Raw genomic sequence first — 12,036 nt, forward strand, 5'->3', positions numbered from 1 at the left:
GCGGTGCGGGAATAATCCCCTGGCACCGCCATATCTTATTTTTTGATCAAGTGAACCGTCCGCCAAGTAAGCAAACCTGCTTCTGGGACAGTCGGCGCAACGCTGCAATCGCAACTGACGGTGGATTTTTTTTGCAGCGCGGATAATAATAAATCGGTAAGGAAGCGCAGACGGCCATGGGGGAATAAGGAGGAGTATTCATTGTATAAGGTGCTTCTGGTGGACGACGAGGCGGACGTAAGGGACGGGCTCGTGCACGAAATCGATTGGGAAGCGTGCGGATTTGCGGTCGCCGGGACGGCCGAGAACGGGAAGGAAGCGATGGAGCTGGCGGAGAGGCTGGAGCCGGACGTCGTCATCACGGACATCAGCATGCCGTTCACGGACGGGCTGCAGCTGTCCGAGTGGCTGCGGGTCCATTGCCCGCTCGCGAAGATCGTCATCCTGACCGGCTACGACGAATTCGATTACGCGCGGCAGGCGATTCGGCTCAGCGTGGACGAATATTTGCTGAAGCCGTTCTCGTCGGACAGCTTCACCGAGCTGCTGCTGAAGATCAAGGGTAAGATCGAAGCCGAGGTAGCGGAGCGCGAGGACGTCCGGCAGCTGAAGGAGCATTACCGGACCAGCCTGCCGCTGCTGCGCGAGACGTTCCTCGCCTCGCTGCTGACCCGCAAGCTGCCGCGGAGCAAAATCGAGGAGAAAGCGAAAAATTACGGGCTGCGTCTATTCGGCGCCCGGTACGCGGTGGCGGTCATCGCGCTGCATCCGCCCGACGAGGACGGTGACGCGGGAGCCGAGCATTCGCTGCGCAACTCCGGCGATCTCGACCTGATGCTGCACGCGATGCTGAACATCGCCAAGGAGCTGTGGGAGCAGCAAAATCTTGGAAGCGCTTTTATCCATCAGGACGGCATCGCGCTGCTGGCGGTCGACGAGCATGGCCGGGAGGAGGCGTGGCTGCGCGGAATGCAGGAGACGCTGGAGACGATTCTGAAGAGCATCGTCCATTATTTGAAGCTGCCGGTGACGATCGGCGTCGGTTCGATTGTGGGCGACCTCGCGGACGTGAAGGATTCGTTCGGGGACGCGCTCGCGGCGCTCGATTACCGGCTCGTCCTCGGATCCGGGAAGGTCATTTTCATCCACGACGTGGAGGACCGGAGCCTCGGGAAGCTTCGCTTCGACGAGCTGAAGGAGCAGGCGCTGGTCCGCAGCCTGAAGGTGGGGACGGCGGAGGAGCTCGGGGAGGCGGTCGACGCCGTGTTTTGCGAGCTGCGGCAATCCTCGTACGCCTATAGCGACATGCAGGTGTATTTGCTGGAGGCGGTCACGGCGGTCATGCGGACGGCCAAGGACGCCGACATTAACCTTGACGAGCTGTACGGGACCGGCTTCCAGCCGCATGCGGAAATTTTCAAATTTTCCGGCTTGCAGGAGGCGCAGCGCTGGTTCCTCGAGTTCTGCTTGCGCGTCATGAAGCATATTTCGAGCAAACGGCAGCATGCCTACAAGGATATCGTCGAGAAGGCGATCCGTTATACGAAGGAGCATTACGGCGATCCCGACATTTCGATCCAGAAGCTGTGCGCGCGGCTGCATATCAGCACCGGTTATTTCAGCGGCGTGTTCAAGAAAGAGGTCAAAATGACGTTCGTCCAATATTTGCTGCACATCCGGATGGAAGCGGCGATGGAGCTGCTGCGGACGACGGAGCTGAAAGCGTTCGAAATCGCGGAGCGCGTCGGCTTCGCCGATCCGAACTATTTCAGCTTCAGCTTCAAGAAGCAGGTCGGCGTCTCGCCGAAGGAGTACCGCAGCCGCAGCCTGGCCGCTTCGGACGGCGAGGGGGCGCGCGATTCATGAAGACCGGCCCGCTGAGGCGCAAGGGAAACCCGTCCGCCGCGAAGCGGTGGATGGAGAGGCTGCGGGCGAGCAGCATCCAATCGATTATTATGTGGTCGTTCTCCGCGTTCATCCTCCTGATCGTGGCGGTCGTCGCCGTGCTGCTCTACAACAAGTTTTCCCGCACCGCCGAGGAAAACGTCTTCCTCAGCACGCAGCAGATCGTCGATCAGGTGAGCTACAACCTGGAGGATTACGTGGACGGCATGGCGCAGCTGTACCGGGCGATCGAGGACAACATGCTGAGGGACGGACGGTGGGACGACGACCAGGTGACGAGGCAGCTGGACACGATCATGAGCAGCCGCGACGACATCGTATCGATCGCGCTGTTCGACGACCGGGGAGGCTTGCTCCGCAACCACCCGGAGGTGCCGCTAAGGAAGAGCGCCCGCGTATCGGAGCAGAGCTGGTTCCACGCCGCCATGCGCGTCCCGGACCATCTCGGCTTCTCCCTGCCGCATATTCAAAATCTGTATAACGGCACGTATATCTGGGTCGTATCGATGAGCAAGGGGATTACGGTCGTACATGACGGGAAGCCGACGAGGGTCGTGCTGCTGGTCGACATCAACTTCAAGAAGATCGACGAGCTGAGCAGCCGGATCAGCCTCGGGAAGCGGGGCTACGTCTATATCATTGACGAAGGAGCCGGCAATATCGTGTACCACCCGCAGCAGCAGCTTATTTATATGGGGCTCCGGAACGAAAGCGTCGAGAAGGCGCTCACCTCGTCGGACAGCTACATCGACGAATCGGCCGGGGTGAAGCGGCTGAACACGGTCCAGTCGGTCGTCAATATCGGCTGGAAGGTCGTCGGCGTCTCTTATTTGGACGAGATCATGACGACCCGTGAGGAAGTGAACCGGTACATGGTTCAGGTCGTGGTTGTCGTGCTTGTCATGGCGTTTCTCATCTCGATGCTGCTTGCCGCCGTGCTGAGCCGTCCGATCCGGCGGATGGGCAAAACGATGAAGGCGGTCGAACGCGGCGACTTCGACGTCGAGCTGCCGATGAAAGGCCCGCTCGAGGTCGTGCAGCTGTCCAGCCGCTTCAACCTGATGCTGGACAAGATCAGGCAGCTGATGAGGCAGATCATCGTCGAGCAGGAATCGAAGCGAAAGTACGAGCTCGAGGCGCTGCAGGCGCAGATTAACCCGCATTTTCTATACAATACGCTCAATTCGGTCGTCCGCATGGTCGGCATGAGCAAGAACGAAGACGTCATCACGATGATCACGTCGCTTTCGAAGCTGTTCCGCATCAGCCTCAGCAAGGGGAAGACGACGATTACGGTTCGCGAGGAGCTGGAGCATGCGCGGCATTATTTGACGATTCAGCAGATGCGCTTCAAGAAGAAGTTCGATTTCGCGATCGAAGCGGAGGAGGAGGCGCTCCCGTGCTTCACGCTCAAGCTGGTGCTGCAGCCGCTGATCGAGAACGCGATCGTGCACGGCATCGAATATATGGTGGACGAAGGCATGATCCGGGTAAAAGCTTACGTGCGGGACGGGCTGCTCGCGCTCGAGGTGGCGGACAACGGCGTCGGCATGTCGCCGCAGAAGCTCCAGGGCATGCTGGTGGAGCTGGAAGCCGGCATCGGCGCCGAAGCGTCCGGACCGGATGGCGGATCGGGCTCCGGATCGAACTCCGGCTCGGGCGTGGCGGTTCGCAACGTGCATGCCCGCATCCGGCTGTATTACGGCGCCCAGTACGGGTTGAGCTACGAAAGCGAGCAGGAGGAAGGGACGACGGTACGCGTCCTAATGCCGGTCATGCGGCAAAGCGCGGAGGAGGCGGAGCAGGATGAATAGACGGCTGGCAATTGCGAGAATAAGCTTGCTCGGAACGGCGCTGCTGCTTGCGGCCGTCTTGCTTGCTTCCTGCCGGGCCGCGGGGCTCGGCGAGGCGGAGAAGGCCCCGATGCGCATCGTCCTGATCGCTCCCGTCCATGCGGGCGAGCAGGGGGACGCGATGCGGCTCGGCGCCGAAGCGGCCGTCAAGGAATTCGGGGCGGAGCTGGATTACATCGCGTTCGAGCCGCACGAGGACGAGAAGGAGCAGCTTGCGGCGGCGCTCGCGGCCGTGGAAGGAGGCGCTTCCGCGGTGTTGATCGATCCGGCCGGCGATGAGGTGCTCGGGGCGCTTGCGCACGAAGCGTCGGCCCAAGGCGCGCCGGTCGTTACGCTGAACGACGAGCGGGGCGCGAAGGGCGTGCAGACGTCGATCACGGCCGACTACGAGGAAGCCGGACGGCAGGCGGGCGAGGCGATGGCGGAGCTGCTCGGCGGCAGCGGCACCGTGGCCGTCATGCGGCCCGACCGGCCCGATCCGGATATGGAGCGGCGCGAAGTGGGCGCCCGCGCGGCGCTCGCGGAATATGCCGGCATTACGGTAACGGACGGCGCGGCATGCGGCAATTCGCGCGATGCGTGCTGGCAGGCGGCGAAGCAGATGCTGGACCATCTGAAGGCGGACGGCGCGTTGGCTCTGGAGGCTTCGGCGTCGCTCGGCTTGGCCGACGAGGTGAAGCGGCGCGGCGAGCAGGGCAAGCTGAAGATCGTTACGTTCGGCAGCGAGATGGAGCAGCTGGAGCTGCTTCAGGAAGGCAGCCTTCACAAATTAGTCGTGCAGAACGGCTTCAGCACGGGCTATCTCGGGGTCAAGCAGGCCGTGTCGCTGCTGTCCGGCGAGCGGGTCGACAAGCTGATCCGGCTGGAGACGAGGGTGATCGACGCGGACAATATGTTCTGGATGAACAATCAGAAGATGCTGTTTCCGTTCGTCCAATGAGCTCGCCGCCCGGGAGACGGCCTGAGCAAAGACGCTGACGCTAATGTCCTCCCGCGAATGGTCGCCTATTTGGAGCTTGCTGTAAGGGACAGCGTAGTACAGCCCATAGGCGACGGGGGACAAGGAAGCCAGTGTCAGAAACTGAAATTACTTTCGTAAATAATGGCTTCTGTAGCCGAACAGTTTCGAGGATTGAAACTATTCGGCTTTATTCGTGGTTTAGCCCTCATTTCCAACCGGATTATTTCAAAATTTGAAATTACTCCGCGGTTCAGACATCGATCAAAACCATTAGTATCAAATTTTGAAACTAAGCCGAACTTCGCTTGTCTCATCCGGGAGATCCGGCCTGCCGAGCGGGCGTTCCATGGGAAACTGATGAGAATTTTAATAGAACAGATGAGAATATTGAATTCGAATGCGCCCCTCGTTCCGTCATAATAACGGTAGACGCCGCGGCGCGGCGCGGGCTGCACCGCGAACGGGCGTAACCAGACGCATTCAGGGAGGTCTTAGGGCAGGATGAAAAAGAAATGGTTGCTTGTGCTTATGACGGGAATCATGCTGACGGCGGCCGCATGCGGCAACAACGGCGGCGGAGGAAATACGGGAGGCAATAGCGGCGGCGACAACGGGGCAAGCGGCGGCAATGCGGGAAGCGGCAGCGGCACGCCGCAGGTCGGGGTAGCCATCTATAAATTCGACGATACGTTCATGACCGGCGTCCGCAACGCGATGTCGGCATCGGCGGAAGGCAAGGCGAAGCTGGACATCGTGGACAGCCAGAACGCGCAGCCGACGCAGAACGAGAAGATCGACCTGTTCATTTCCAAAAAATACGATTCGATGATCATTAACCCGGTCGACCGCACGGCGGCGGGCGTCATCATCGACAAGGCGAAGGGCGCCGACATCCCGGTCGTGTTCCTCAACCGCGAGCCGATCGCCGAGGACATGAACAAATGGGATAAAGTATTCTACGTCGGCGCGAAGGCGGAGGAGTCCGGCACGATCTCCGGCCAGCTGATCGTCGACTACTGGAAGGCGAATCCGGCCGCCGACAAGAACGGCGACGGCAAGCTGCAGTACGTCATGCTGACGGGCGAGCCCGGCCACCAGGACGCCGAGCTGCGGACGAAGTTCTCCGTGCAGGCGATCCAAGACGCGGGCATCGAGGTCGAAGCGCTGGCCGAAGACACGGCGATGTGGGACCGCGTGAAGGGCCAGGAGAAGATGCAGACGTTCCTGGCGTCGCACGGCGACAAGATCGAGGCGGTGCTGGCGAACAACGACGACATGGCGCTCGGCGCGATCGAGGCGCTGAAGGCGGCGGGCTACTTTGCGGGCGACAAACACATGCCGGTCGTCGGCGTGGACGCGACGGCTCCGGCCATTCAGGCGCTGCAGGACGGCACGCTGCTCGGCACGGTGCTCAATGACGCCAAGAACCAGGGCGCGGCTTCGGTTGCGATCGCCGCGGCGCTCTCCAAAGGCGAGACGCCTACCAAAGAAAACACCGGATTCGATATTACCGACGGCAAATACGTTTGGATCGCATACAAGAAAATCACCAAGGACAATGTAGCCGACGCGCAATAATCAGGTTCGGGAGCGAGGGGCAGCGGCATGCATCAATGGCGTTGCCCCTCGCTCGCCTTTTGGGGGGGAGAAGGAAATGGCGGAGCAAAACGTGCTGGAAATGCGGGGAATATCGAAAGCCTTTCCCGGCGTGCAGGCGCTAAGCAGCGTAACTTTAAACGTGAAGCCCGGCACCGTGCATGCTTTGATGGGCGAGAACGGAGCCGGCAAATCGACTTTGATGAAATGCTTGTTCGGCATCTATAAGCCCGATGAGGGCGAAATTTATATCGACGGAAGCAAGACGGCGATCAACAGCTCGAAGGACGCGCTAAGCAGCGGCATATCCATGATCCATCAGGAGCTGCATCCGGTTCCGCACCGGAGCGTGATGGAAAATATATGGCTCGGCCGGTTTCCGATGTTCGGCTACGGGCCGTTCAAGCTGGTCAACGAAAAACGAATGTACGAGGATACGCTGGTCCTGTTCCGCGACCTGGAGATCGACGTCGATCCGCGCGCGCGCACGGGCTCGCTCTCGGTCTCGAAAATTCAGTCGCTCGAAATCGCGAAAGCGGTTTCGTTCAACTCGAAGGTGATCGTGATGGACGAACCGACGTCCTCGCTCACCGGCAACGAGGTGGAGCAGCTGTTCGGCATCATCAACCGGCTGCGGGAGCGCGGCGTATCCATTATTTATATATCGCACAAGATGGAAGAGATTTTGCGCATATCCGACGAGGTTACGATTATGCGCGACGGCAAATATATCGGCACATGGCCGGCGGGCGAGCTGACGACCGACCTGATCATTACGCGCATGGTCGGCCGGGATTTGACGGAGCGGTTCCCCGAGCGGACCAACGTGCCGGGCGAGACGATGATGAAGGTGGAGAAGCTCAGCTCGCCGAACCCGAAGTCGTTCCGGGACGTGTCGTTCGAGCTGAAGCGCGGGGAAATTCTCGGCCTCGGCGGCCTCGTCGGCGCCCAGCGGACGGAGCTCGTCGAGGCGCTGTTCGGCCTGCGGGGCGTGGCGTCCGGCACGATCTCGATCGGCGGAAAGCCGGTGAAGATCAAGTCGCCGTCCGACGCCAAGAAGCATAAGATCGCGCTGCTGACCGAGGAGCGGCGGGTGACGGGGATCTTCCCCGTGCTGTCGGTTTACGAGAATACGATCATCGCGAATTTAGGCCGCTATCAGAATAAGATGGGGCTGCTGAACGAGCGCAAAGGCAAAGAAGAAGCCGCGCGCAACGTCGAGAAGCTAAGGACGAAGACGCCGTCGGTCAATACGCAGATCCGCAACCTGTCGGGCGGCAACCAGCAGAAGGTGCTGCTCGCGCGCTGGCTGCTGACGGAGCCGGATATTTTATTGCTGGATGAGCCTACGCGCGGCATCGACGTCGGCGCGAAATACGAAATTTATACGATTATTACGGAGCTCGCGAAGCAAGGCAAAAGCATTATCATGATTTCCTCCGAAATGCCGGAGCTGCTCGGCATGTCCGATCGGATCATGGTCATGAGCGAGGGCCGCATGACGGGCATCGTGGACGGCAGGCAGGCAACGGAACAGGAGATCATGCGGCTCGCCGCGCAGCAGCGGACGGCTGAACCAGGAGGGAAAACCAATGAATTCGCAAGCACTGTTTAAAGTAAAAGATTATTTGGCGCAGCGGGCCATCTTCGTCGTCTTGATCCTGCTCGTCATCGGGATCGCCATTGCCGACCCGAACTTTCTCGCTTTCTCCACGCTGCGGGACATTATGCAGCAGTCGTCGACCCGGCTCATTATCGCGCTTGGCGCGGCGTTCATCCTCATTACGGGGGGCACCGACCTGTCCTCCGGCCGCGTCGTCGGCTTGACAGCCGTCATCTCGGCCTCCTTGCTGCAGATCGAGACGTACACGAACCGATTTTTCCCGGATCTGCCGCACTTATGGGTCGGACTTCCGATCATCGTCGGCATTGTCGTCGGCCTGCTGGTCGGTCTGGTGAACGGGCTCATCGTCGCCAAACTGCACGTGCCGCCTTTCATCGCTACGCTAGGCACGATGGTCGGCATTTACGGGCTTAATTCCCTCTACTTCGACATGGAGCCGAACCAATCGCAGCCGATCGGCGGACTGCGTCCGGACTTCACGAAGTGGGGCTCGGGCTATATCGATCTGGGTGGCGGCTACACCATCCCTTACATCGTCATTATCGCGCTCGTCGTCGCGCTGATTTGCTGGGTCGTCTTCAATAAGACGCGCCTTGGCAAAAACATGTACGCGATCGGCGGCAACGTGCAGGCGGCGCATGTATCGGGCATTAACGTCGCCCGCAACCTGATTATGATCTACGCGATTTCCGGCGCGCTGTACGGCCTTGCCGGCGTGCTGGAGGCGGCGCGGACGGGCGGCGCGACGAACAACTACGGCAACATGTACGAGCTCGACGCGATCGCGGCCTGCGTCGTCGGCGGCGTGTCGACCGCCGGAGGCGTCGGCACCGTGCCCGGCGTCGCGGCGGGCGTGCTGATCTTCGGCGTCATCAACTACGGCTTGACGTACATCGGAGTCAGCCCGTATTGGCAGCTCATCATCAAGGGTCTCATCATCGTGGCGGCGGTCGCCTTCGACATCCGCAAATATATGGCGAAGAAATAGCATTCCTTCTAAATAGAGGGACTGTCATCGAAAGGACCAATCGCCCTTCCGGGAAGCTGCATCTCTGCAAGAAAAGACACCGTCATGGTGTCTTTTTTGCGTTCCCAGGGAGAAAAATAAAGCTATAATGAGACGTACGGAAAGTCGAAACCTGTCTCGGAAGGACGGATGCAGCGGCATGAATGCCATCAGAAGCAAAGCCTATTCCTATCTTCAAAACTTTTCCCTTAAACGGAGAATCGTCATCCTGTTTATCGCGGGCTCCCTTATCCCGTTTGCCGGGATCGGGCTGATCTCGTACTTCACGATCGACTCGATTTTGTTCAACAAAATCCAATTGGGCATCCAAAGCAACTTGAAGCAGGTCCAGCTTTCGCTCGAGAACACGATCAGCAACATGAGCCATGTGTCGCAGCAGCTGTCCTTCGACGGGACCGTGGGGAAGAAGCTGGACCAGTTCTTGCTCGGGGACGGGCCGTACGAGACATGGAGCCTGTCGAGCGAAATCAAAAGCGAGGTGGGAACGATTACGTTCACCAACCCGAACATCGGCCTCACGATGTATTACGTCGCCAAGGACGGCACGTATCTGTTCGAAAATTTGAACGCGGTCAAGCATTTCGATCCGGGCAAGCTCCCCGTGCTCGACGTGACGAACAAAATCACGTATCATGCCCCGCATACGAGCCAGGACGGGCTGAACAACCATAACGTGCTGTCCATTCTAAGAAAGGCGGGCATTCCGGATCGCGACGATATTTATATTTACATCGAGTCGGGCTTCAAGCTGGCGCAGAACATTTTGGAAACCGACCGGCTCAGCCAAAGCTCGCACCATCTGCTGCTAAGCGGCGACGGAACGATCGCGTTCAGCGAGCTTCCGGGCGTTTTTCCGGCGAACGGCGCGTTCCCCGGGCAGCATTCCGGCGCCGACCACGGCACGTATCGCGATTATTATTGGTTCAAGGGCACGAGCACGCAAGGCTGGAGCATCGTATCCGTCATTCCGAAGGCGGAGTATAACAAGGAGAGGAACCGGTGGCTCGTCCAAATCGTGATCTTCTCCCTCCTGGTGCTGGCCATCAGCCTCCTGCTCGCTTGGCTGCTCTGGAAGATGGTGTACCGCCCGCTGACCAAGTTTCACAAGGAAATGAAGCGGGCGGGCCAGAGCGATTTCCGCACCGGTTCGGAGAGGACGTACATTCCGGAGTTCGATTATTTGCTGCGGGAATTCGGGGAGATGAAGCAGCAAATCGGGGCTTTGTTTCTCGAGGTGGAGCAGAAGGAGAAGCGCAGGGCGGATCTGGAGATCGAGAAGCTTCGCTATCAGATCAACCCGCATTTTCTGATGAATACGCTCGACACCGCGCACTGGCTGGCCGTCATGAACGGCCAGAACGAGATCGACCAGCTCGTCGTCTCGCTGAACAAGCTGCTGTATTACAATCTGGGCAAGCTGGGCGAGCAGGCGACCGTCAGGGAGGAGCTGGAGGCGCTGAGGGAATATTTGACGCTGCAGCAAATCCGCTACGACTTCCAGTTCAACGTCCGTATGGAAGCCGACGAGCATGTGCTGGATATGGTCATTCCGAGGTTCATTCTGCAGCCGCTCGTGGAGAACGCGCTTTATCACGGCTTGAACGACCAAGGGAGCATTCGCGTGGACGTGAAGTACGACGGCTTCATCGAGCTGTCCGTTCACGACAACGGCGAAGGGATGACGGAGGAGACGATCCGGCATCTGCTGCATAACGACCAGGTCGAGAAGAAAAAAGTCGGCATGGGGATCGGCATGAATTACGTGAAGCGGATGATCGAATTTTATTACGACGGGCAGGCGACGATGCAGATCAAGAGCGAATTGGGCAAGGGAACAAGCGTCATATTAAGATTACCGGCGATGGAGGCGGAGAGAGACGTATGATTAAGGTGCTCGTAGTGGACGATGACAAGCTGGTGCGCAAAGGGCTTATATCGGCGATGCCTTGGGCCGAATTCGGCATGCAGGTGGTCGGGGAAGCGAACAACGGCGAGAAGGCGCTGGAATTTCTGCAGGCGAATCCGGTCGATCTGCTGCTGACGGATCTGGCGATGCCGGTCATGTCGGGCATCGAATTGATGCGCAGCGCCCGCAGGCTGTATCCGGAGCTGTATATCGTCGTCCTGACCCTTCACCAGGATTTCGATTATATCCAGGAAGCGCTGCGGCTCGGGGCGATCGATTATATCGCCAAGGTGCAGCTGGAGAAGGAACGGTTCGAGGAAGTGCTCGGAAGGGTGCATGCCCGGATTCAGGAAGAGAGGAAGAAGAGCGCGGCCGCAGGTTACGGTGGGGAGGATTTGTTCTACGAGGACCGGCCGGGCGTCGGCCGGGGGACGAGATCCGCGGACGACCCGGGCAAGGAATACGACGCCGACGGGAGTGCTCTGGCCGGCGCGAAGGGGCAATGGCTGGCGCTCGAATGGATCCACGACGACGCGCTGTACGCGAAGCTGCGGGACGAGCTGAAGGCGATGCGGCTGTCCGCGTCCCGGCTGATCTCGTTCTTCTACGCCATCGAGAGCGAATGGAAGCGCGTGTATGCCGCGGTGACGGATCGGCGCGTCGCGGAGCCCGGGCCGTTCGACAACTGGCTCGAAGCGGAGGCTTGGCTGCAGTCGGTCCGCGACCTGACCGCGCAAGTCGCGGGCGGCAAGCCTTATTCGCAGGAGGTCGTGGACTGCGTCATGAAGGCGGTCAAGATCGTCCAGGAAGAGCTGGACAAGCAGCTGTTCGTAATGGAGGTCGCGAGGAGAGTCAACATGAGCCGCAGCTACTTCAGCCAGTGCTTCAAGGAAATTACGGGCAAATCCTTTAACGAATATTTGCGGCAGACCCGCATCGAGAAAGCGAAGGATTACTTGACGCATACGAACAAATCGGTCCAATGGATCGCGGAGCATACGGGCTATATGGACGAAAAATATTTCAGCCGCTTATTCCGGGAGTATACGGGCATGCTGCCGAGCGAGTACCGGCAGAAGCCGCAAGGGTAGATAAACGTCTGCGCGAGTATCGCGGAAGGTCGCGAGGGTAGACGAACGTCTGCCGCCAGGGGGGAGAGACGTC

The 12,036-nt window shown here is 59.5% G+C and carries 8 protein-coding genes; all 8 read left to right on the plus strand.

All coding sequences use genetic code 11. The features are described from left to right. The first annotated feature begins 201 nt into the window (after window positions 1–201). Window positions 202–1,866, plus strand: coding sequence for a response regulator (locus IDH41_RS19960; protein ID WP_190864156.1), 1,665 nt, complete (start codon window positions 202–204; stop codon window positions 1,864–1,866). After that, window positions 1,863–3,719 (plus strand): cache domain-containing sensor histidine kinase, encoded by a 1,857-nt coding sequence (locus IDH41_RS19965; protein ID WP_223829881.1) that lies wholly within the window; start codon window positions 1,863–1,865, stop codon window positions 3,717–3,719. Before IDH41_RS19960 ends, IDH41_RS19965 begins: the two co-directional genes overlap by 4 nt. Next, window positions 3,712–4,698: a substrate-binding domain-containing protein gene (locus tag IDH41_RS19970; protein ID WP_190864158.1), complete on the plus strand. Its 987-nt coding sequence runs from the start codon at window positions 3,712–3,714 to the stop codon at window positions 4,696–4,698. The genes IDH41_RS19965 and IDH41_RS19970 overlap by 8 nt, the downstream gene beginning before the upstream one ends. 522 nt (window positions 4,699–5,220) lie before the next feature. Then, entirely contained in the window at window positions 5,221–6,297 is a 1,077-nt protein-coding gene (locus tag IDH41_RS19975; RefSeq protein WP_190864160.1) for a galactose ABC transporter substrate-binding protein, read from the plus strand. A 76-nt stretch (window positions 6,298–6,373) separates the two neighbouring features. Beyond that, window positions 6,374–7,930 carry a sugar ABC transporter ATP-binding protein gene (locus IDH41_RS19980; protein ID WP_190864162.1) on the plus strand — a complete coding sequence of 519 codons (1,557 nt, stop codon included), beginning with the start codon at window positions 6,374–6,376 and terminating at the stop codon, window positions 7,928–7,930. Further along, window positions 7,908–8,927, plus strand: a complete 1,020-nt coding sequence (gene mglC, locus IDH41_RS19985) for a galactose/methyl galactoside ABC transporter permease MglC (RefSeq protein WP_190864164.1) — start codon at window positions 7,908–7,910, stop codon at window positions 8,925–8,927. Before IDH41_RS19980 ends, mglC begins: the two co-directional genes overlap by 23 nt. Window positions 8,928–9,105: 178 nt before the next feature. Further along, entirely contained in the window at window positions 9,106–10,851 is a 1,746-nt protein-coding gene (locus IDH41_RS19990; RefSeq protein ID WP_190864165.1) for a sensor histidine kinase, read from the plus strand. Continuing rightward, window positions 10,848–11,963 carry a response regulator transcription factor gene (locus IDH41_RS19995; RefSeq protein WP_190864167.1) on the plus strand — a complete coding sequence of 372 codons (1,116 nt, stop codon included), beginning with the start codon at window positions 10,848–10,850 and terminating at the stop codon, window positions 11,961–11,963. The genes IDH41_RS19990 and IDH41_RS19995 overlap by 4 nt, the downstream gene beginning before the upstream one ends. The last annotated feature ends 73 nt before the right edge of the window (window positions 11,964–12,036 follow it).

Origin of the sequence: Paenibacillus arenilitoris, from assembly GCF_014705655.1 — a bacterium.
GTDB lineage: Bacteria > Bacillota > Bacilli > Paenibacillales > Paenibacillaceae > Pristimantibacillus > Pristimantibacillus arenilitoris.

Bases quoted from the DNA above. Each gene is read 5' to 3' on its own strand.
- IDH41_RS19965 (WP_223829881.1), top strand. From the start codon at position 1,863: ATGAAGACCGGCCCGCTGAGGCGCAAGGGAAACCCGTCCGCCGCGAAG.
- IDH41_RS19970 (WP_190864158.1), top strand. From the start codon at position 3,712: ATGAATAGACGGCTGGCAATTGCGAGAATAAGCTTGCTCGGAACGGCG.
- IDH41_RS19995 (WP_190864167.1), top strand. From the start codon at position 10,848: ATGATTAAGGTGCTCGTAGTGGACGATGACAAGCTGGTGCGCAAAGGG.
- mglC (WP_190864164.1), top strand. From the start codon at position 7,908: ATGAATTCGCAAGCACTGTTTAAAGTAAAAGATTATTTGGCGCAGCGG.
- IDH41_RS19975 (WP_190864160.1), top strand. From the start codon at position 5,221: ATGAAAAAGAAATGGTTGCTTGTGCTTATGACGGGAATCATGCTGACG.
- IDH41_RS19990 (WP_190864165.1), top strand. From the start codon at position 9,106: ATGAATGCCATCAGAAGCAAAGCCTATTCCTATCTTCAAAACTTTTCC.
- IDH41_RS19980 (WP_190864162.1), top strand. From the start codon at position 6,374: ATGGCGGAGCAAAACGTGCTGGAAATGCGGGGAATATCGAAAGCCTTT.